Consider the following 20,508-nt stretch of genomic DNA (forward strand, 5'->3'; position numbering starts at 1 on the left):
ACACCTCCCTCTACCCGTTCCCCCCCCCCCCTCCCCCCCCACCCCCCGCGTCCGGCCGCGGGTCAGCCGTTGGGGACGTTGTCCACGAAGGCCGTGCCCGCGGTGCGGTAGCCGCCGACCTTGGCCGCTACCTGGGCCGGGGTGAGGACCTGGTCCTTGACGTGCAGGACGTAGTCGACCTTCTGGTCGTAGGCGCGCGGGGTGGTGCTGGTCTGGCCGTTGAGGTCGATCAGCCACTGGTTGAAGTTGATCGACATACCGCGCTCGGGCAGGTACTTGGCATCGTGCGTGCCGAAGAGCTGTCCGTCGACGTAGTACTTGATCGTGGAGTTGTCTATGGTCAGCACCAGGTCGTGCCAGCCTGCGTAGCTCTGCCTCGACTCGGTGTGCTGGTTGACGGCCACCCACGGGTCGGCCTGGTACGTCTCCCAGGACGTCGTGTAGAGGATGTTGGCCGGCTCGCCCCAGCCGCCGTTGGGAAGGTACTCGAAGTCGTACTCCGAGTAGTCGTCGGCCATCGGGGCCTTGAGGTCGTTGATGGGGAAGAAGGTCTGTACGAGGCGGTCGCCGTCGGGGCCGGACCTCGGGGCGTCGCTGAACTTGACGCGGGCGGCGTAGGTGCCGTTCTTGAACTTCATGGTCTGGGTGGGGATCTCGGTGTGCTTGGTGCTCTCGCCGGTGCCGGCCGTGGAGGTCTCCAGGTTCATGATGGAGTTGCCCGCCTCCAGCCCGAAGGTGACGTTCCCGGGGGCCCAGGTGGCACCCGGGACGCCGGGGCCGCCCGCGTTGGAGCGCACGCTCCAACCGTGCGCGGCGATCGCCGGGTCGGTGTGGGAGGCGTAGTTGAAGTCGTCGAAGAGCGTGGCTCCGGCCGGTCCCGGGTCGGTCGGGGTGGGCGTGGGCGTGGGGCCGGTCGGAGTCGGCGTCGGGTCGGGGACGTTGCCTCCGGGTGCGGTGCCCCAGACGGTGCCGGTGCCCAGCTTGGCGGTCACCTTGTCCCAGTCGCCGTAGGCGGTGCGGGACGCGTCGAAGGAGTAGTCGTCGGACTGGCGCAGTGTCTGCCAGTCGGCGCGGTGGAAGCGCAGCTGCATGTCGCCGGTGTCGGCGCCCGGGGCGAGGCTTCCGGCGCCCGCGGTGAAGGTGATCTCCAGGTAGCGGTCGGCGGTGGCCCTCGGGGTGGCCATGGTGTGGAAGGTGCCGGTGATGTTGGCGCAGCCCTTGACCGCCCAGGAACAGGCGAACCGGTACTGGGTGCCGGGGCCGTCCGCCTTGAAGTAGTAGCGGAAGCTGACCTGGCTCAGGGAGACGGCGCCGGAGCCGTTGTTGACCACCTTGAACCAGGGCTCCGCCTGGTCGGCGGTGGCCCCGGTCGCGCTGGTGCGGTACTGGACCTTGACGGAGTCGGCCGCGGCGTTGGCGGGCAGGGCCGTCAGGGCGGCCGAGCCGAGGCCGGCGGTCAGGGCGATGGCCAGGGCAAGGGCCGTACGGCGCTTGCGGAGGGGGGTGCGGCTCGGGGTGTGGCTCGGGGCACGGGTCGGGGTGCTCATGCTGCGTTCCTCTCGGGGTGGGGGGAGGGAAGGGATCGGCCGCGCACGCCGAGGGCGGCGAGCCGGGTCTGGTGGTGGCCTTGGCGGCGCAGGAAGTCCGGCCAGTCGCGGTGCGCCGACCAGGCGGTGTCGGCCAGGGCGCACAGCCGCGGGAAGGCCAGGTATTCGAGCTCGGCCGGGGTGCGCGCGTACTCGGTCCACAGCTGCGCCTGGGTGCCGAGGACCCGGCGCGCGGCCTCGGGCTCCCAGTGCGCGGGGGCGGGGTCGTTGTCGTAGACGCCGCGCAGGTCGAGCACGCCGCCGTCCTGGCCGCGCGGTTCGCCGGGGTCGGCGGACTGCGGGTAGTCGAGGTAGGTGGAGCGGTAGGGGGTCATGATGACGTCGTGGCCGCGCAGGGCGGCGGCCCGCCCGTGCTCCGCGTCGAGCCAGGCCAGGGCTGTGAAGGAGGCGGGCAGTTCGGTGCCGGTCCCGGTCCAGCCGAGCGGGCGGCGGCCGAGCCCGGCCAGGTGCGCCGCGACCTCGCCGAGGAACCAGCCGTGGAGGGCTTCGGGGCCGGCCAGGCCTTCGGCGGCGACCCGGGCGCGGGCGGCCGGGGAGCTTTCCCATTCCACGCGGGGGCATTCGTCCCCGCCGAGGTGGACGTAGGGCCCGGGGAACACGTCCGCGACCTCGTCGAGCACGCCCCGGCAGAAGTCGAGCACGGCGTCGTGGACCCCGAAGACGTTCTCGCAGACTCCCCAGCGGGTCCAGGTGTCCAGCCGGACGCCGGGCCGGTTACCGAGTTCGGGGTAGGCGGCGAGGGCGGCGCGTGCGTGGCCGGGCATCTCGATCTCGGGTACGACGCTCACCCCGCGCCGGGCCGCGTAGGCGACGAGCCCGGCCAGTTCCGCGCGGGTGTAGGCGCCCTCGTGCGGGATCCCGTCTCCCGCGGTCCCGGCGCGCCGGCCGCCGATCTCGGTGAGCCGGGGGTAGGCCGCGACCGGCATCCGCCAGCCCTGGTCGTCGGTGAGGTGGAGGTGCAGGACGTTGAGCTTGTGCAGCGCGAGCAGGTCCACGAAGCGGCGTACGTAGGCCACGGGCTGGAAGTGGCGGGCCACGTCCAGCAGGGCTCCGCGCCAGGCGAACCGCGGCCGGTCGGTGATCCGTACGCAGGGCATCCACCAGCCGGCGGCGGGCGTACGGGGCTGCGCGCCCCCGGCGCCCAGCGCCTCGGGCGGCAGCAGCTGGCGCAGGGTCTGCACCCCGCGGAGCAGTCCCTCCGGGTGGGCGGCGCGCAGCAGGACGGAGTCGGGGCGGACGGTGAGGGCGTACCCCTCGGGGCCGAGGGGCTGCTCCCCGGGGGCCGTGTCCCCGGGGGTCAGGAGGAGGGTGATCCGCCCGTCGGGGTCCGGGACCAGTGGCAACCCGGTGGCGGGGGTGAGCAGTTCGCGCAGCAGGTCGGCCGCCGCCCCGGCGCCGGGTCCGGCGCGCAGTCCGGTGCGGTGGTCCAGGGTGAAGCGGCCGGGCAGGGCGGTGACCGAGTCGGGGCGCGGGACGAGAGCGAGGTCGGGGCGGAGGGAAGCGGCGGCGGCACCGGCCACGGCATCGATCGCGGGGTCGGTCGCGGAGGCGGTCGCGGGGTCGGTCACGGCGTCGGTCACGGTCTCGGAGATTCCTCACCTGACTGTTCCGTCAACTCACCGGGCCGAGGCAGGGAGTTGACCAACTGGCCAATTGGTTAGCTGAGTGGCTAGAAGGTGACACGGCCCGAGTACGCCGTCAACCCCGTACGGCCCGAATAATTCCGACGGACTCCTCGCGTCCCCACCTCCCCGAGTGGTTAGATGCACATGACCAGTTGGACAGGTGAGCAGAGAGAAATGGGGGCGGGCCATGACGAAGGACGCAACCGACCCGTCAGGATCCGTACTCAAGCGCGAACGGGTCCGCGAGCACCTGCTGGGGCTCATAGACATCCGGCGGCCCGGCGACGCGATCCCCTCCGAGCGCACCCTGTGCGCCACCCTGGAGGTCTCCCGTCCCACCCTGCGCGCGGCGGTGGACGAGCTCGTGGCCACGGGGCTGCTCGTGCGCGAGCACGGGCGCGGGATGTTCGTCGCCCCCGCCAAGATCACCCAGGAACTGGCCGCCGACGAGGCGGCCTTCGCGATGCGGCAGGCGTCCGGCCACTGGTCCAGCCGGATCCTGGAGCACTCCACCGTCCAGGCGGGCGCCCGGATCGGCCGCCGACTGCGCATCTCCCCCGGTGCGAGCCTGCTCTACATCGCCCGGCTGCGACTGGTGGACGGGGCCCCGATGGCCATCGAGCACCTGCACATCCCGGCCGATCTGGTGCCGGCCCTGACCCCGGCGGAACTGGAGGCCGGGGACCTCTACGAGCACCTGCGCGACCACCACGGCGTGTACGTGCACGAGGCGCAGCAGTCCATCGAGCCGACGGTGGTGAACGAGGGGGAGGCGGGGCTGCTGGACGTCCCGCTGCTCTCCCCCGCCCTGCTCATCGAGCGGCTCACCACCGACTCCACCGGCCGGCCCGTGGAGTACGTGCACTCCGTGTACCGGGGCGACCGCTACCGGATCGTCTCGCGGCTGGCCCTCGGGGTGTCCCCGGGAGCCGGCCGGCCGGGCGGCCACCACCCGGGGATCCCGCCGGGCGACCTCGGCCGCCGGGCGGTCATCACCTCCACCACCAGCGGGGACGTCCACACGAGTACATGACCGGCCCGAATGCCCCGAACGGCCCGAACGGCCCGGTCATGCGCGGACGAAGACCGCCTTGAGGTCGTGGGCCCTGTCCATCGTGACGTTGACCTGGTTCGCGGTGATCGCGTAGCGCTGCCCGTCCAGCTCCCACGCGGTGATCCGGTAGCCGCGCGGCGGGGTGGCGGTCACCTTGATCGAGGTCCCCGGCCGGTACGGGCCCCAGGTGTCGGGGCGCAGCCCCTCGCCCAGGGTCAGGGCGTAGCGCTGCCGGAGCTCGGCGGGGGCTCGGTAGCCGGCGATGACCGGGGTGGTGATCCGGGCGACGGCCGCGTTGTTGTTGTAGGCATCGCCGAGGGGCTGGCCGTCCCAGGTGTTCTCGGTGTTCGAGTACTGGTTGACGGCCGTGCAGGGCCCGCCGCAGGCCGAGGAGTACGCCATCAGCGTGTGGTAGCGGCGGTCGGGCGTGATGTAGCCGGTGCTGTACGGGGTCGTCAGATAGGGGCGGTAGTCGGCGCCGCCCGCCTGCTCGTCCAGGGTGGTGCGGTCGTGCCACAGGCCGAGGTTGTGGCCCACCTCGTGGCCGAAGTTGTACCAGAGCGCCACGGTCCGGTAGTCGACCACCGAGTACGCCTGGTCGTCGGTCTTCTCGCTCGGCGGCTGCGGGAGGTTGCCCTGCCCGCTGCTCGTGCCGTTCGGGACCTCGATCATCAGGGAGACCAGGTCGGCGCCGTACTTCTCGCGCAGCGCGGCGGCCGGGGCGCCCAGGCGGGGTTCCCTGGGGTTGGAGAGCAGGCCGTGGACGACCGGCGCGGCCTCCTGGTCCGCCGGGGCGTAGTAGTTCGCCTTGTAGGTGGCCACGATGTCCACGCGCGCCTTGATGTTGCTGTCGGCGAAGGCGTGGTTGATGCTCGTCTCGGCGAAGGCGATCCGCGCGAGCATCGCCTCTTCCCCGCCCATGCCCCATTCGGCGCGCGGGGTGTAGCCGACCACCATGTCGATGACGACCGGCGCGGCGGACGCGGCGCGGGTCATCAGCTGCCTGCGCGCCTCCGCGATGACCGCGGGGTCGGGGTTCTCGTACTGCGGGTCCGCGTCGTCCTGCGGGGGCTTGACGTGGAGGCCGGGGTCCTCCTCGGTGATCAGCAGCCGGCCCGGCTCGTTGCGGGGCTGCGCGATGCGGTACGCCCTCTCGCCCAGGTCGAAGAGGGCGTCCACGCCGACGGTGTCCGGTGCGGCCCCGGGGTCGCAGACTCCGGTGGTCGACAGCACCACCCGGCGGTGCACCCCGGATCCGACCGGGTGCCCGTCGACCTTGACGACCTCACCGCTCCACTTGACGGCGCCCCCCGCCGGGTCCCGCTCGACGCCCGACTCCACCACCTCGATGGAGGTGTCGGAGAACGGCCTGAAGGTGTGTCTGCGCGGGGTCCCGAAGGGCTGGTCCGTGCACAGCCAGCGGTAGTCGGCCAGGTCGAGGTCGATGGTGCGGCTGCGCAGGACGTGGCCGGGCGGCGGGGGCCCTGCCGCCGGGTGCGCGGGCGCGGCGGCCAGGGCGGGAGGCAGGCCGAGGGCGGTGGCGCAGAGGGCGGCGAGCAGCCCGGTGGCCAGGCCGGTACGGGAGATGATCATGCGCGTACGAACGCACGTCCACACGGCCCGGTCCACGCCGACACCCGCTCCCGCGACCGCGTCACCCGGCCACCCCGCCCCGGCTCACCCTGACGGGCCCGGTGCGGCCCCGGTGCGGCCCCGGCCGGCCTACGTGACGGGGCCCGGTTCGGCCCGGCCGGCCTACGTGACCCGGAAGCCGATGGCGGCCGGGGACCGGTCGAAGGTCAGCCGGTCCCAGCTGGGAAAGGCGAGATCGGTGACGGCGAGCAGCCGGCCGGCGGCGTCGTGCAGGGTGCGGCGTACGGAGAGCCCGCCGGGCGCGGCCTGCGGCGAGTTGGTCCGGGTCATGGTGATGGTCTCGGCGACCCGGCCGGCCCGCGCGGCCCCCTCGAGCCAGTGGTGCAGGGGCCCCAGGTCCTCGTCCCGGACGCCCGCCACCAGGCGGTCCCGGTAGCGGGCCAGTTCGGGGGTCCGGACGACGGTGCGGGGGCAGAGGTACGTCACCGCGTGCCGCCGGGTCTGGCCCGTCGGGCCGCTCTCGCGGTGGTGGTGGACCAGGGTCTGCTCACCGCCGCGCATGCCGAGCTGCTCGGCGAGCGCCGGAGCCAGGGTGACGAGGGTGAGCCAGGCCTGGGCGGGCTCCCCGGCGGGCGCCGGGGCCGGCGTGGCCGCCGGTGCGGGGGCGGCCCCGGCCGCCGGGGCCTGCGCGAGGGCCGGGGTCGGGATCGGGTCCGGAACCGGAGCCGGGTGGCCGGCCGGGAACGCCTCCGGGGGCCGCCCCGCCGGCACCGGGAACGCCGGGCGGGTGCCGCGGCGGCCGGTGACGACGAGGCCGTCCTGCCTCAGGTGCTGGAGGGCTGCCCGGATGGTCTGCCGGTTGACCTCGTAGCGTGCGGCGAGGCTGCGCTCGGAGGGCAGCCGGGCGCCGGGGGTGAGTGCGGTGAGGTCGAGCTCGCGCCGCAGCGCTGCGGCGATCCGCTGGTACTTGGGCATGGCGGCCGGGCCGCCGCCCCGCGAAGGGGAGGGCATGGCTTCTCCTCTGACGGGAGGTCAAGGACTGCGCGGTCTGCTCGACCAACGTAGCATTGGTCTATACCTGTCAGTGAGGGGGGATCCGGTATCCGGACCCTCTTTGGCCGGAACCGCACGCTCCCTCAGGGCCGCAGCGGATTGGGAAGCGGCAGGTAGCGGGAGTCGGCGCCGTCGGCGCGGGTCCAGCGCAGCAGCAGGTTGGTCTTGGCCGGGAGACTCGGGGCGGCCAGCAGGGCGGCGATCTCGGGAAGGTCGTGGGCGGCGCCGAAGCGCCGGAACTCGTCGCGGGCGGCGGGCCACAGCTCCCCGGCCGTCTCCGGGTGGCTCTGCGCGAGCGCGCCCGCCACCTCGGTCAGGTGGTTGACCACCAGGCAGTAGACCAGGCGCTGCCAGGCGGCCTCCCGGTCCACTTCCGGGAGGAGCTTCACGCCCTCCGCGTCCCGGAAGAGGGCCTGCGCGGGCACGCCCTGGGCGTCGACGGCGACCAGGGTGTTCTGGAGGTGCGCTTCCAGGACCACTCCGTGCCGGGCGAAGAGGTGCAGCACGGGCGGCACCACCTGGCGCAGGTACGCCCGCCACCACCCGGCCGGGTCGGCGGTCGCCGCCGGCGGGCTGCCCGGGTACCCCTCCGCCAGCGCGGCCGCCAGCAGGGGCGTGACGCCGGGCTCCGCGTGCGCCGCCAGGCCGTCGCGGACCAGGACGGCGAGCTCCTCGAAGGCGAAGGCGGCCGTCCGGTACCCCCGGTCGGACAGCCAGGCGGCGCCCGACCCGGACCGGCGCAGTTCCGCGAAGCCCGCCTCGACCGCCGCGTCCGTGCGGCGCAGCTTCAGCAGGTCGTGCCGCCACAGCCGGCGCACGTCGTTGGTGATCCGCACGTCGAGGCTGAACTTCACGAACAGATCACCGGCGGCGGAGCCGGCGGCCCCAGCGCCCGTGCCACGGCCGGCACCGGGGACGTACAGGGTCCGGATCGAGGCGGTCGGCCAGACCGGCACCCGCCCGGTTCCCAGCGAGAGCAGCCTCCCGTCCGCGAGGGCCTCGCGGACGGGAGGCCTGCCCGCGACCAGGTCGAGCTGCCAGGGGTGGGCGGGCAGCAGCCGGTAGCCGGCCGGCGCGCGCGGCCCGCCCAGCGTCTCCGCGAGCGCATCGACCGCGGCGGCCGCGGCCGGCCCGCCCTCCTCGACCACCTGGTCCTCCCGCACTCCCAGGAAGGCCAGCGGGAAACGGGCGTACGCCTCGGGGGCGTACGGCAGCCAGCCGTTGGCCGGCCCGCCGCCCCGGGCCTTGGGGGCCGGGTGGTGGGGGTGCCCCATGACCAGCGACTGCTCGGACCGGACGTACGGGTCCGCCGGCGGCGGCGTGGCCGCGCGGGCGGCCAGCAGCGCGGCGATGGTCTCCCGGCTGTCGGCGATCTCGACCGGGAGCTCGTCGTTGGACACCCCGGTGTACTGGCGCAGTTCGTCGGAGACGAGTTTGACCAGCTCCGTATGGGTGAGCGGATGCCAGCCGGCCCCGGTCCGCAGCTCGGGCCGCTCGGGCCTGCGCCCCGCACGCACCCTCAGCAACCGCCCGCTGCCCGACAGCCGGTACGCGCACCAGCCGTCCTCCTCGGAACCTGCGGACCCCCCTATCCCGGACGGCCCGGCGGCCCCGGCGAGCGGGACCGGTTCGGCGGCCTCCCGCAGGAGGCAGTTCAGGAGCGGGGTGGCCGCACAGGTGTCGGCGGCGGCGCTGTCGGTGGCGTTGAGGTCCACGGATTCCATTCGGTACGTCCAGAGCGCCGGAGGTGCGCGGGGGCGTACCACCGGCCGTGATCTTCAGTATCCGCGATGATGAAGTGATCATCACGTCATCCGAGAGGACCGGGGCCCTGGATCCCAGCATGCACCTCCCCGCCACCGCGGCCGAAGAGGCCGTCGCCGCCGAGCTGGCCCGACTGTCCGAAACCGGACCCGCCGGACGGGCGGGACCCGCCGGACCCGCCGGACCGGGCGGACCGGGCGGACCGGGCGGACCGGGCGGCACGCGCTCCGGCAGCCTCGGGTCCGCGTACGCCGCCGCGCTCCCCGGCGCGCGCGCCGCCGTACTGACCCGGCTGTGGCGGGCGTTCGCCTTCGAGCCGCTGCCGTGGATCACCCACCGGGAGCGGGGTTCCGGCTCGCTCGCGCTCCGGCTCGCCTCCGGTTCCCGGCTGGAGGGCCCGCTCCCCGACCCGTACGCGACGACCTTCTCCGCGGCCCGCGCGTCCGCGCCGCCCGTGACCGAGCTGCTGCTCGACGGCCGCCCCTACCGGCGGGCGGCCCCGCTGGTGGCGGCGCTCGGTCTGCCGTACGGGGAGGAGTTCGCCGCCGAGCTCGACGAGAGCACGGCCTCCCTCGCCCTGTCCCGCGCGGGCCAGCCGGCCGGCCCTGACACCGCGAACCTCGCCGACTGGGAGTGGGAGCAGCGGGTGGTGGACGGCCATCCGTACCACCCCAACTGCCGCTCCCGCCCCGGTTTCACGGTGGCCGAGCAGCTCGCGTACGGACCCGAGCACCGGCCGGTGGTCACCCTCGGGCTGGCCGTCGTACGGGACGCGGAGTGCCGGGTGACCGGCGAGTGGCCGGACCGGTGGCGGGAGGCCGGGCGGATCCTCGTACCGGTCCACCCCTGGCAGGCCGAGCACGTGGTGAAGCAGGGGGGAGAGAAGGCGGACGGGCACGGGTACGGCCACGGGCACGAGCTGCGGCCCGGGCCCGCCGCGCATCCGTTGATGGCCCTGCGCACCCTGTCCCCAGCGGACGGCGGGCCCCACGTCAAGACCGCGCTCAGCACCCGCCTCACCTCCTCCGTGCGGGACATCTCCGTCTACTCCATCGAGACGGCCGCCGCGGTCTCCGCCTTCGCGCAGAGCCTGTCCGAGCGGCTCGACGGCCGGCTGCACATCACCCGCACGCTGGGCGCCGTCACCGCCGGAACCCCGGACCTGGCCGCCGTGCTCCGCGAGGCGCCCGAGGCGTACGCGGACCGGGGCGCGGGCGAGCGCGTGCTGCCCGTGGCCGCCCTGGCGCTGACCCCGTACGCCCGCTCGGACGCCTGGCGGGCCGGTTTCGCGCGCCTCGCGCTGTCGGTGTGCCTGCGGGTCCTGGACCTCGGGGTGGCGTTGGAGGCCCACGGGCAGAACCTGCTGGTCGTGCTGGCCGCCGACGGCGCACCGCTGCGGCTCGTGTACCGCGACCTCGCCGACATCCGGATCAGCCCGGCCCGTCTCGCCCGCCACGGCCTGTCGTCGCCACCGCTGTCGGGGCGGCTCATCACCGACGACGTGACCCTGCTGCGCCGCAAGCTCTTCGGATCGCTGGTGGCGGGGGCGCTCGGCTCCACGGCCGGCTCGGCCGGCGCGCTCGCGGCGGATCTGGCGGCGGCCGCGCCCGGCCTGCCCTCCACCGCCGACGCCCGGGCGCTGCTGACCGGGCCGCTGCCGACCAAGGCGCTGACCCTGATGCGGCTGAGTCCGGGCGTGCCGGGCGACCAGTGGGCCGAGCTGGACAATCCGCTGACCGGGGGCTGAGTTCGGGGCTCCGGCGGGCTACTGTCCGGGGGCATGGCATCGACTTCGCGCTTGAACTCCGTCCGGTCGTCCTACGACGCCGTCGCCGCGGACTACGCCGCGCTGCTGACCGGAGAGCTGGAGGGCAAACCGCTGGACCGGGCCATGCTGGCCGCCTTCGCGGAGTGCGTGCGCGGGGAGGGCCCGGCCCCGGCCGGGCGGTCGCGGACCTGGGCTGCGGACCGGGCCGGGTGACGGCCCACCTCGACGGCCTGGGCGTACGGGCCTTCGGGGTCGACCTGTCCCCCGCGATGGTGGCGGTGGCCCGCCGGACGTATCCGGGGCTGCGGTTCGAGGTCGGCTCGATGGCCGCGCTGGACGTCGCGGACGGGGTGCTGGGCGGGGTGCTGGCCTGGTACTCCACCGTGCACACCCCGCCCTCCGGACTGCCCGTGCTGTTCGCCGAGTTCGCCCGGGTGCTGGCCCCGGGCGGGTACCTGCTGATCGCGTTCAAGGCGGGCGACCGGCAGCTCCGGCTGGAACACGCGTACGGGCATCCGGTCGACCTCGACGTGTACTGGACCCCGCCCGACCTGATCGGCGAACTGCTGGCCGGGGCGGGCCTGACCGAGACCGCCCGCCTGATCCGGGAGCCGGACGCCACGGAGAAGTCCCCGCAGGGCTTCCTGCTGGCCCGCCGGGCGGGCTGACCACGGGCGGGGGCTGTGCGGGAGGCCGGCTCGGGGGGCCGAGCCCGAGGCCGGCTCGGGGCGGCCGCTCAGGGAGCCCGGCCCGAGGCCCGCTCGGGCCGCTCGGTGGCCGTCCCGAGGCCCACTCGGCCCGCTCCGGGCGCGGCCAGAGGCCCGCTCGGGTCGCTCGGGGCCCGGCCCGAGGCCCGCTCGGGGGCACCTCGGAGGCTCTGCCTGAGGCACCTCGGTGGCCCGGCCGGAGGCTCTGCCTGAGGCACCTCGGAGGCCCTGCCTGAGGCACCCGCCGCCGCCCGGGCGTGGGCCGTTCGGGGGGCAAGCCCGCCCCCGTGGGCCCGCCTTCGCCCCGAACGGGCGGGGCGGTGGCAGGAAGGAGGGATGACCCTCCACCGCCGCCAGGTCCTCGCGGGAGCCGCCACGGGCGTCCTCGCCTCGATCGGCGCGACGGCCCGTACGACGGCCGGTACTGCGCCTCGTACGACGGCCGGTACGACGCCCCGTACGACGGCCCGCCGCGCGGACCCGGACTACGGGGCGCTGGCCCGGTCCCTCGACGGCCGGGTGGTGACGGCGGACGACGCGGACTACAACGAGGCCCGGCAGCTGTTCCAGCCCCGCTACGACGCGGTCCGGCCGGGCGCGGTGGCCTACCCCGCGCACCCGGGGGACGTGGCCGCCTGTCTGGACTTCGCCCGGCGCTCGGCCGTCCCCGTGGTGCCGCGCGGCGGCGGCCACGGCTACGCGGGCTGGTCGACCCGCGGGGCCGGACTCGTCATCGACACGGGCGTCATGGCGGAGGTGGCCGCGGAGTCCGGCAGCGGGGTCCGGATCGGTGCGGGCGCCCGGCTCGGGGAGGTGAACTCCGTCCTCGCCGCGCGGGGCCTGGCCGTCCCGACGGGGCTGTGCCCCTCCGTCGGCATCGCCGGTCTCACCCTCGGCGGCGGCCTGGGCCTCTCCTCCCGCTCCTGGGGCGCCACCTCCGACCGGCTCACAGGGGTGACCGTCGTGACCCCCGACGGGACGGTCCGCGAGGTCGGCGCCGACCACGAGCCCGATCTGTTCTGGGCCCTGCGCGGCGGCGGGGGCGGCAACTTCGCGGTGGTCACCGGCTTTCGCTTCCGCACCCACCCGGTCTCCGACTGCGCCTTCGCGGAACTGCGCTGGTCCGCCGCCGACTCCCCCGCGGTCCTGCGCGGCTGGCAGCGCTGGCTGGAGGCGCTGCCCGATCCGTTCTGGAGCCAGGTGGAGTTCACCGTCGACGGCGGCCCGGTGGGCGCCCCCGCCCTGCGGGTGCTCTGCCTGGACGGCGGGCGCGCGGAGCTGGAGCGGCAGCTGACCCGGCTGTCCGACCTGGTCGGCGGTCCGCCCCGGGACTCCTGGACCGTCGTGCGCGGCTACGGGGACACCGTCCGGGCGATGGCAGGCTGCCTGGACCGGAGCCCCGCCGCGTGCCGGCTGCCGGGCACCCTGCCGGGACACGATCCCCTGGGCCGGCTCGGCCGCGACTCCTACGCCGCCCGGTCCGACTTCTGGGCCCCGGACGGGCTGACCGAACCGGCCGCCTCGGCGGTACTGGCCGCCCTGCGGCGCTACGCCGGGAGCGTGCCGCCCGGCGGGTCCGGCGTGGTGCAGTTCGACGGGGTCTGCGGCGGAGCCCTCAACCGGGTCCCGGTGCGGGACACGGCCTTCGCTCACCGCTCGGCCGGGTTCCTCGCCCAGTACCTCGTCTACTGGCCCGGCCCGGCCACGGCCGCCGACATCGGCCGCCACCAGGGCTGGCTCGACGGGCTCTGGCAGGACCTGCGGCCCTGGGCGGGCGGAGCCGCGTACCAGAACTACGCCGATCCGAAGCTGACCGGCTGGCGCGAGGCCTACTACGGGCCGAACCTGGCCCGCCTCGAAGAGGTCCGGCGCCGCTACGACCCGGACCGGCTGCTGCGCTTCCCCCAAGCCGTCTAGACGGCCCAGGGCCTGTCCTCCGACAGGGCCGTGCCCTCCCTCCCATCCCCGAAGAAGGAGACGGACATGCGACGTACGTTGACGGTGGCGGCGGCCACGGCCGCCCTGCTGCTTCCCGCCGGCCCCCTGCCCGAGGCCGAGGCCGGCACCGCCCCGGCGCAGGCACCGACGCAGGCCCAGGCCCAGGCCCAGGCACCCGGCACCGACCGGTGGTCGGCCCGGGAGGCGGAGTCGTTCTGGACGCCCGACCGGATGGCGTCCGCGGTCCCCGTCATCCGCGGCGGAGCCCAGGCGGCGGTGGACGGGACCGGCCGGAACTTCGACGGCATCCCGGTCGTCGGCCGGATGTTCGTCATGAAGGGCGGCGGCGCGTACTTCTGCACCGCGAGCGTGGTCGCCTCCCCCCGCGGCAACCTGGTGCTCAGCGCGGCGCACTGCCTGCTCGGGACGGACGCCCGCCAGGTGGCCTTCGTACCGCAGTACACGGCCCAGAACCCCCAGCCGTACGGGATGTTCCCGGTCCTGCGCGACGCGGCCGGCCGCTCCAAGGTCTGGATCGACCCGCGTTACCGCAAGCTCGGCGCGGACAAGGGCGCCGCCCTCGACGTGGCCTTCGCCCAGGTCGGCCCGGACGCCGACGGCTTCCCCGTGGAGGACGTGGTGGGCGGCAACCGCCTGGTCACCGGCGCCGCGTACGCGCACAAGAAGGTCTCGCTGATCGGCTATCCGGCCTCCGCCGCCCGGCCCCGGCTGTGCGTGAACCGGACGACCAAGTTCACCAGCACCGATGCGAAGATCCCCGGCTCGTTCCTGCGCATCAACTGCACCGGCTACCCGGGCGGCACCAGCGGCGGCCCGTTCCTGATCGGCTTCGACGAACGGACCGAGACCGGCAGCGTGGTCGGGGTGATCGGCGGCTGGAAGACCGGCGGGGACACCGCCGACACCTCCTACAGCTCCTACTTCGGCGCCGACATCAGGAAGTTGTACGAGAAGGCTGTCGCCGGGGCGCGGGTGGCGTGAGCACCCGCACCCGGCGGGTGCGGCGCGGGTTGCCCACCGTACGCGGGGTCGCCGGCAGCCCCTCCGCGCTCAGCGGTTCGGCGGGTGCGAGGCCGAGCTGCCGGCGCAGGTCCGCGAGGGCGGTGTGCACGGGTCCGAGGATGACCTCGGCCCGCGGATGGGCGTACGCGAGGGCGTGCGCGGCCGTCTCGATGGCCTCGGCGGCGTCCTCGGCGGCGCCCCGGCTCCACCCTCCGGGGGCGGCCCGCCCCCAGGGCGCGAGGATGTCGTAGAGGTGGCAGGCGGCATCGGCCACGGTGTCGGCCTGTTCACCGACGCCGGGCGCCGCGATCGTCGGGAGCTCCATACCCGCTCAACGAGCGGAACCCGCCCGGGGAACGAAGGCGGCCCGGACAGCCCGGGTCACGGGGAGACCGCCTGCAGCCAGAGCGGCAGCAGCAGGAGGGAGACCAGGGAACTCTTGATCACGACGGCGGCGGAGAGGTCCACGCCCACGTCGTAGCGCTGGGCGAAGATGAACAGGTTCTGGGGCGTCGGCATCGCGGCGATCAGCACGAGGTACGTGAGCCACTCGCCCCGGACCCCGAACAGCCCCCCGCACACCGCCCACGCCAGCAGCGGGAAGGCCACGCACTTGAAGCCGATGAGCGCCAGCTCCTCGGCCGTGGTGCCCCGGACGTCGAGACCGATGCCGCCGAGGTGCAGTCCGAGGGCGAAGAGGGCCACCGGGGAGGCGCTGTCGCCGACGAAGGCGGCCCCGTCGAGGACCACCTCCGGGACGCGCACGGAGAGCAGGTTGAGCAGGATCCCCGCGTTGCAGGCGAGGACCAGCGGGGTGACGAGCGAGGCGCTGACGGCGCGGCCGAGGCGCCGGCCGGGGCCGCCGCCGGAGCCGGGGCCGGTGCGGCCCAGCTCCATGATGGAGATGACGACGAGCGACAGCACGCAGACCTGGAAGAGCAGCACCGGGAAGATCGGCGCCGCCGTGCCGAAGAAGGTGATGAAGACGGGGACGGCGAAGTAGGCGGTGTTGACCTGGACACCGGCCATCACGCGCAGCGCCACGTCCCGGGGGTCGCGCAGTCCGGCTGCCGCCGAGGCGGCGGCGACGGCCGCGACCGCGAGGGCGGCGGCCGCCGCGTAGCCGCCGATGGCCCGCCAGTCGAAGAGGGCGGAGAGGTCCGCGGCGTAGATGTTGCCGAACAGGTAGCACGGGACCGCGAAGAGGAAGGCGTAGTCGGCGAAGGCCTTGGAGGCCTCGGCGGGAACCACCTTGCGGCGTGCGAGGAACACGCCGACGCCGAAGGCCAGCGCCACCGGGATCAGTTTCTCCAGCGCGGCCGCCCCGCCCATGCGTACCCGCTCCCCGCCGTTCGGTGATCGCCGTTCGGTGACGGCTGTTCAGTGCGGCCGTTCAGTGATCGTCCAGGCCGGGCGCAGTCTATGCCGAGCGGCTGCGGTGGCCGGGGTGTGGGGCGGGGGTGTGGCGGGGGGGGCGGGGGGCGGGGGGGCGGGCTTGACCCTGACGTGCGGGTCAGGGTTTAGCGTCGGCGCACCCACCCGCCCCGGACCGGCGGCGGCCGTCCGCGCCGTCGCCGGCCGCGCCGTTCCCAGGAGCCCCGATGGTCACCGACCTGCCCCCTGCCGCACGCGAGATCCGGCTCGCCGCCCGCCCCGGAGGACTGCCCGAGCGGGCGGCCTTCGCTGTTGTCGAGGCACCGGTGCCGGAGCCCGGGCCGGGCCGGGTGCTCGTCCGCAACCGCCACTTCCTGGTGTTCCCCGGGCTGCTCACCCTGATCGGCGGGGCGGTCGAGGGGCTGCCGCTGCCCCCGCTGCACCCCGGTGACACGCTGTTCGGGCCGGCCGTCGGCGAGGTGGTGGCCGCCCCGGCCGGCAGCCCGCTGCAGCCGGGCACGCTCGTCTCGCACCTGCTCGGCTGGCGGGAGTACGCCCTGGTGGACGCCGCCGACTGCACTCCGCTGGACGACACCCTGCCCGACCCTGTGGCGTACCTCGCCCAGGGCTCGGCCCCGTACGGTGCGCTGACCCGGCTCTCCGGGGTCCGGGCCGGGGACACCGTCCTGGTCACCGGAGCGGCCGGCGCGGTCGGGACCCTCGCCGGCCAGACGGCGCGGCTGCTGGGCGCGGGCCGGGTGATCGGCACCACCGGCTCCCCGGAGAAGGCCGAGCGGCTGGTGGCGGAGCTGGGCTACGACGCGGTCCTCCTGCGGGGTGCCGGGCGGCCCTTCGCGGAGCAGCTCGCCGGGGCGGCGCCCGGGGGGATCGACGTACTCGTGGACACGGTGGGCGGCGAGCAGCTGTCCGCCGCCCTCGGCGCCGCCCGGCAAGGCGCCCGCTTCGCGCTGGTCGGCGCGCTCTCGAGCCAGTTGGCGCCGGGCCGGTCCGGGGGCGGAGCCCCGGTGGAGGTCGACCCGTTCCGCCTGGTCGTCAAGGGCGTCTCGGTGCGCGGGTACCTCGGTACGGAGCATCCGGACGTGGAGGAGGAGTGGACCGGTCGCTTCGGTGCCTGGCTGCGCTCCGGGGAGATCCGCTTCCCGCACGTGCGGATCCCGGGCATCGATCGCGCCCCGCAGGCGTTGCGGGAGTTGACGCAGGGACGGCACTTCGGCGCCGTGGTGGTGGAATTGCCGGGGTAGTCCGGACGGTTGGCGGGCCGGCGGCTCGTGGGCGGTGCGGGGATGACGGGGGTGGGCGCGGAATGCGGATCGGTGACGCGGCGGCGGCAGCGGGGACCACACCCCGGGCACTGCGGTTCTACGAGCAGCGCGGACTCCTCGCCCCGCAGGGCCGCAGCCCCTCCGGCCAACGGGAGTACGGGCCCGGGGACGTGGCCCGCATCCGGATCATCCGCGATCTGCTGGCCCACGGGTTCACCGTCGAGGACCTGCGCGGCGTGGCCGACCGGCTCCACCTGCTCGCGGCGGATCCGCCGCCGAGCTGCGGCTCCGGCGGCGGGGTCGTCGGCCACCGACTCGCCGTGCTCGACGCGGAGATCGACCGACTCACCCGCCTGCGCGCGGCCCTCGCCCGGCGGGCGGGCATCGACGGCGCCGCCGACGCCACGGAGGCGGAGCCGGACCTGTAGCCGGAGCCGGAGCCGGGCTCAGGGTCAGTTCCGCGATCGGGTCGGGGGCCAGAGCCAGGGCGGGAGTCGGCGCCAGAGCCAGGGCCAGAGCCGGAGCCGGGGCGGGAGTCGGAGCCAGGGCTGGGCCCGGGCCGGAGCCGTTGCCGGATCTGAAACGGAGGCCAGGGCCCGAAAGCGGCCCCTGGGGCCGGATCCGAGGCCGATACCCGTGCCGGAGCCTGCGCCGGGGCTGGAGTCGGAGCCAGGGCCGGGGCCCGAGCCGGAGCTGTTGCCGGATGTGGAACGGAGGCCAGGGCCCGAACCGAAGCAGGGACCAAACCCGCCCCGTGGCCCGAGCCGAGGCCCAGTCCTGTGCCGGGGCCCTAGCCAGGGCCGGCCTTGGCCGGGGCCGGGCAAGGCCGGAGCCCGAGCCAGGGCCGGAGACGGGGCGGGTTCGCGGTCGGGGCCAGGGCCAGGGCCGGAGTCGGGGCCGGAGCCGGAGCCTGAGCCGTGGCCGGGGCCGGGGCGGGTTCGCGGTCAGGGCCGGAGCCGGAGCCAGGGCGGGGGCCGGAGTCGGGGCCAGGGCCGGAGCCGGGGCCCGAGACCGAGCCGGGGCGGGGCGGGGCGGGGGCCAGAGTCTGGGTCGGAGCCCAAGCCAGGGCCAGGGCTCTAGCCCGAGCCAAGGCCGGGGCCAGGGCCGGGGCCCGAGACCGAGCCAAGGCGGGGCGGGGCGGGGGCCAGGGCCGGGGCCAAGGCCAGGGCCAAGGCCAAGGCCAGGGCCAAGGCCAGGGCCAAGGCCAGGGCCAGGGCCAGGGCCAGGGCCAAGGCCAGGGCCAAGGCCAGGGCCAGGGCCAGGGCCAGGGTTCGGCACCCGAGCCCGAGCAACTGCCCGCCCCGGGCTGTCGGGGCGGGCCCGGGAGAGCCGTCCGGGGCCCGGGCGGGGCTCGGACGCATAGGCTGGACCGATCATGAGCGAGCGCGCCCGATCCCGATTTCGATCCCTCTTCCGAGCCCGGCCCGGATCCCGGTCCCCGTCCGGACCGCCGCACGGATCCTGGCCCGGACCGCCGCACGGATCCCCGCCGGGGTCCCGGCCCGGACCGCCGCACGGATCCGCGTCCGGATCCGCGCCCGGATCCCCGCCCGAACCGCCGCACGGATCCCCCTCCGGGTCCCCGGCCGGATCGCCGGCCCGATCCGTGCCGGGGGAACCGGATGCCTCCCGCGCCCGGCCAGGGCAGTTCGCGGTGGCGCTGCGGACCCCCGCGCGGGCCGCCGAGCCGCTGTTCGCGCAGGCGCCCAAGGCCTGGCAGCGGATGCTGCCGTACGCCGTGACCGCCGTGTGCGTGCTGACGCTGCTGCCGGTGACGATCGCGGTGCTGACCAACGACTACAAGGCGGGCGGCGGGTGGGCCGGGGCGCTGGGCGTGGCCCAGACCCTGCCCTTGCTGCTCGCCGTGACCCGGCCGCTGCCCGCGTGGGGGATGGTGCTGCTCGCGGACACGATCGGGGCCGCCGTGCTGACCCAGGCCGACCAGGTCGCGGGGCATGCCTGGCCCTGGACGCCGATGGTGATCATCGGCTACCTGGTGCTGATGGCCTGCCTGGGGCTGCGCGAGTCCATCCGGACCCTGGTCGGGGTGTGGCTGGCGACCGGGGTGGTGGGGGCGGCGCTGTGGGGCTTCCAGCCGGACGGGACGACCAACACGGTCGCCCTGCTGTTCGTCCTGGCCGGGGTGGTGCTCGCGCTGACGGGGGCGCTGCGCGGGCTCGGCGACGCGCGCCAGAAGGTCGCCGAGCAGGAGAGCATCAGCGAGGCCGAGCGGTCCCGGCGCACTTTGCTGGAGGAACGGGCCCGGATCGCAAGGGAGTTGCACGATGTCGTCGCCCACCACATGTCGGTGATCACGGTGCAGGCGGATTCGGCGCCGTACCGGCTGCCCGGCATGGCGGAGCCGGTGCGCGAGGAGTTCGCGGCGATCGCGTCGAGCGCGCGGGAATCGCTGGGCGAGATGCGGCGGTTGCTGACGGTGCTGCGCGGGGACGAGGCGAACGGCGCCGACCGGACCCCGCAGCCGGGGCTCGCGCGGTTGCAGCAGCTGGTGGAGGCGACCGTACGGGCCGGGCAGCCGGTGGAGTTGGCGCTGGCCGCGGGCGCGGCCGGGGCGGCGCCGCCGGCCGTGGACCTGTCGGCGTACCGGATCGTCCAGGAGGCGCTGGCCAATGTGGTGCGGCACGCGCCGGGTGCTTCGACGCGGGTCTCGGTGACCTTCGACGAGGAGGAGATTCTCGTGCTGGTGGTCAACGGCCCCGCGCGGGACGCGGTGGTGGCGGTGGAGACTTCGGGTACCGGGCACGGGCTGGTGGGGATGCGGGAGCGCGTACGGTTGACGGGCGGGACGCTGGACACCGGTCCGCTGCCCGACGGCGGCTTCCGGGTCGCCGCCCGCATGCCCATCAACACCGCTCCCGAGGAACCAAGTTGACCATCCGCGTGATCATCGTCGACGACCAGGCCATGGTGCGGGCGGGTTTCGCCGCGCTGTTGTCGGCGCAGGCCGACATCGACGTGGTGGGTGAGGCGCCCGACGGACGCCAGGGGATCCAGGTCTCCCGCACCGTCCACCCCGACGTGGTGCTGATGGACGTCCGGATGCCGGAGATGGACGGGCTCAGCGCCGCCCGCGAGCTCCTGGATCCCCCGCCGGGGGTGGTGCACCGGCCGAAGGTGCTGATGCTGACCACCTTCGACATCGACGACTACGTGTACGAGGCCCTGCGCGCGGGGGCCTCCGGCTTCCTGCTGAAGGACGCCCCGCCCGCGGACCTGATCGCGGCGGTCCGGGTGGTCGCCTCGGGCGAGGCGCTGCTGGCTCCGTCGGTGACCCGTCGGCTGATCGCGGACTTCGTCGAGCGCAGGCCCGTGCCGCGCCGCGATCCGGCGCTGCGGCTGAACGGGCTGACCCCGCGGGAGACCGAGGTGCTGGAACTGATCGCGCGCGGGCTGTCGAACCAGGAGATCGCCGGTCATCTGGTGGTCGCCGAGCAGACGGTCAAGACGCACATCGGGCGGGTGCTGGGCAAGCTGGACCTGCGGGACCGGGCCCAGGCCGTGATCTTCGCCTACGAGGCGGGGCTGGTGCGGCCGGGCGATTCGACGGCCTGACCCGCTCACCTGCCTGGCCGGCCACGGGCCACCGGGGAGGATCTCCTCCTCCACCCCCTACCCGGGTATGACATCCGGTTTGGCACCACGGTGCGACGCCCCGTGCGACACCTCCTTCTTACCTTCCTCCTCGTCACGAGGAGAGG

General features: G+C 75.2%; 16 protein-coding genes and 1 pseudogene. 9 read left to right on the forward strand and 8 right to left on the reverse strand.

Going from position 1 to position 20,508, the window contains the following annotated elements; all coding sequences use genetic code 11:
* Positions 1-62 precede the first annotated feature (62 nt).
* The gene (locus ACFWBW_RS31405) at positions 63-1,547 is read right to left on the reverse strand and encodes a cellulose binding domain-containing protein (RefSeq protein ID WP_385379639.1); all 1,485 of its coding nucleotides are present in this window, start codon (positions 1,545-1,547) and stop codon (positions 63-65) included.
* Positions 1,544-3,127, reverse strand: coding sequence for a beta-N-acetylhexosaminidase (locus ACFWBW_RS31410; protein WP_385379712.1), 1,584 nt, complete (start codon positions 3,125-3,127; stop codon positions 1,544-1,546). Before ACFWBW_RS31410 ends, ACFWBW_RS31405 begins: the two co-directional genes overlap by 4 nt.
* A gap of 292 nt (positions 3,128-3,419) precedes the next feature.
* On the opposite strand from ACFWBW_RS31410, the gene ACFWBW_RS31415 reads away from it, so the two are divergent.
* Positions 3,420-4,265: a GntR family transcriptional regulator gene (locus ACFWBW_RS31415; protein ID WP_385379642.1), complete on the forward strand. Its 846-nt coding sequence runs from the start codon at positions 3,420-3,422 to the stop codon at positions 4,263-4,265.
* A 36-nt stretch (positions 4,266-4,301) separates the two neighbouring features.
* Here the strand turns inward: ACFWBW_RS31415 and ACFWBW_RS31420 are convergent, their stop codons facing one another.
* The 3 genes from ACFWBW_RS31420 to ACFWBW_RS31430 form a co-directional block, all read right to left on the reverse strand.
* Positions 4,302-5,879, reverse strand: coding sequence for a M12 family metallo-peptidase (locus ACFWBW_RS31420; protein WP_385379645.1), 1,578 nt, complete (start codon positions 5,877-5,879; stop codon positions 4,302-4,304).
* A 162-nt stretch (positions 5,880-6,041) separates the two neighbouring features.
* Positions 6,042-6,890, reverse strand: coding sequence for a winged helix-turn-helix domain-containing protein (locus ACFWBW_RS31425; RefSeq protein ID WP_385379647.1), 849 nt, complete (start codon positions 6,888-6,890; stop codon positions 6,042-6,044).
* Positions 6,891-7,015: 125 nt separating this feature from the next.
* A complete protein-coding gene (locus tag ACFWBW_RS31430) occupies positions 7,016-8,656 on the reverse strand; it encodes an IucA/IucC family protein (RefSeq protein ID WP_385379650.1) in 1,641 nt (546 codons plus the stop codon).
* A gap of 119 nt (positions 8,657-8,775) precedes the next feature.
* Here ACFWBW_RS31430 and ACFWBW_RS31435 point away from each other — a divergent pair, with 119 nt between their 5' ends.
* The 4 genes and pseudogenes from ACFWBW_RS31435 (at position 8,776) to ACFWBW_RS31450 (ending at position 14,111) form a co-directional block, all read left to right on the forward strand.
* Positions 8,776-10,443 (forward strand): IucA/IucC family protein, encoded by a 1,668-nt coding sequence (locus tag ACFWBW_RS31435; RefSeq protein ID WP_385379653.1) that lies wholly within the window; start codon positions 8,776-8,778, stop codon positions 10,441-10,443.
* A 33-nt stretch (positions 10,444-10,476) separates the two neighbouring features.
* A pseudogene (locus ACFWBW_RS31440) lies at positions 10,477-11,132 on the forward strand (class I SAM-dependent methyltransferase).
* 375 nt (positions 11,133-11,507) lie between these two features.
* Positions 11,508-13,088 (forward strand): FAD-binding oxidoreductase, encoded by a 1,581-nt coding sequence (locus tag ACFWBW_RS31445; protein ID WP_385379656.1) that lies wholly within the window; start codon positions 11,508-11,510, stop codon positions 13,086-13,088.
* 66 nt (positions 13,089-13,154) lie between these two features.
* Positions 13,155-14,111, forward strand: coding sequence for a trypsin-like peptidase domain-containing protein (locus ACFWBW_RS31450; RefSeq protein ID WP_385379659.1), 957 nt, complete (start codon positions 13,155-13,157; stop codon positions 14,109-14,111).
* On the opposite strand, the gene ACFWBW_RS31455 is transcribed toward ACFWBW_RS31450, so the two are convergent.
* Together ACFWBW_RS31455 and ACFWBW_RS31460 are read right to left on the reverse strand one after the other, a co-directional pair.
* Positions 14,065-14,457 (reverse strand): hypothetical protein, encoded by a 393-nt coding sequence (locus ACFWBW_RS31455; RefSeq protein ID WP_385379661.1) that lies wholly within the window; start codon positions 14,455-14,457, stop codon positions 14,065-14,067. The two genes, ACFWBW_RS31450 and ACFWBW_RS31455, sit on opposite strands and share 47 nt — an antisense overlap.
* A 56-nt stretch (positions 14,458-14,513) precedes the next feature.
* Positions 14,514-15,464, reverse strand: coding sequence for an AEC family transporter (locus tag ACFWBW_RS31460; RefSeq protein ID WP_385379664.1), 951 nt, complete (start codon positions 15,462-15,464; stop codon positions 14,514-14,516).
* Between the two features lie 269 nt (positions 15,465-15,733).
* Here ACFWBW_RS31460 and ACFWBW_RS31465 point away from each other — a divergent pair, with 269 nt between their 5' ends.
* Together ACFWBW_RS31465 and ACFWBW_RS31470 are read left to right on the forward strand one after the other, a co-directional pair.
* Positions 15,734-16,768 carry an MDR family NADP-dependent oxidoreductase gene (locus ACFWBW_RS31465; RefSeq protein WP_385379666.1) on the forward strand — a complete coding sequence of 345 codons (1,035 nt, stop codon included), beginning with the start codon at positions 15,734-15,736 and terminating at the stop codon, positions 16,766-16,768.
* A gap of 62 nt (positions 16,769-16,830) precedes the next feature.
* The gene (locus tag ACFWBW_RS31470) at positions 16,831-17,217 is read left to right on the forward strand and encodes a MerR family transcriptional regulator (RefSeq protein WP_385379669.1); all 387 of its coding nucleotides are present in this window, start codon (positions 16,831-16,833) and stop codon (positions 17,215-17,217) included.
* 648 nt (positions 17,218-17,865) lie between these two features.
* Here ACFWBW_RS31470 and ACFWBW_RS31475 read toward each other — a convergent pair.
* A complete protein-coding gene (locus tag ACFWBW_RS31475) occupies positions 17,866-18,150 on the reverse strand; it encodes a hypothetical protein (RefSeq protein WP_385379672.1) in 285 nt (94 codons plus the stop codon).
* A 245-nt stretch (positions 18,151-18,395) separates the two neighbouring features.
* Between ACFWBW_RS31475 and ACFWBW_RS31480 the strand changes: the two genes are divergently transcribed.
* Positions 18,396-19,682, forward strand: a complete 1,287-nt coding sequence (locus tag ACFWBW_RS31480; RefSeq protein ID WP_385379675.1) for a sensor histidine kinase — start codon at positions 18,396-18,398, stop codon at positions 19,680-19,682.
* Positions 19,679-20,362: a response regulator transcription factor gene (locus tag ACFWBW_RS31485; RefSeq protein ID WP_243332099.1), complete on the forward strand. Its 684-nt coding sequence runs from the start codon at positions 19,679-19,681 to the stop codon at positions 20,360-20,362. Before ACFWBW_RS31480 ends, ACFWBW_RS31485 begins: the two co-directional genes overlap by 4 nt.
* The last annotated feature ends 146 nt before the right edge of the window (positions 20,363-20,508 follow it).

It is taken from the genome of Streptomyces sp. NPDC059957, assembly GCF_042730015.1.
Taxonomy (GTDB): domain Bacteria; phylum Actinomycetota; class Actinomycetes; order Streptomycetales; family Streptomycetaceae; genus Streptomyces.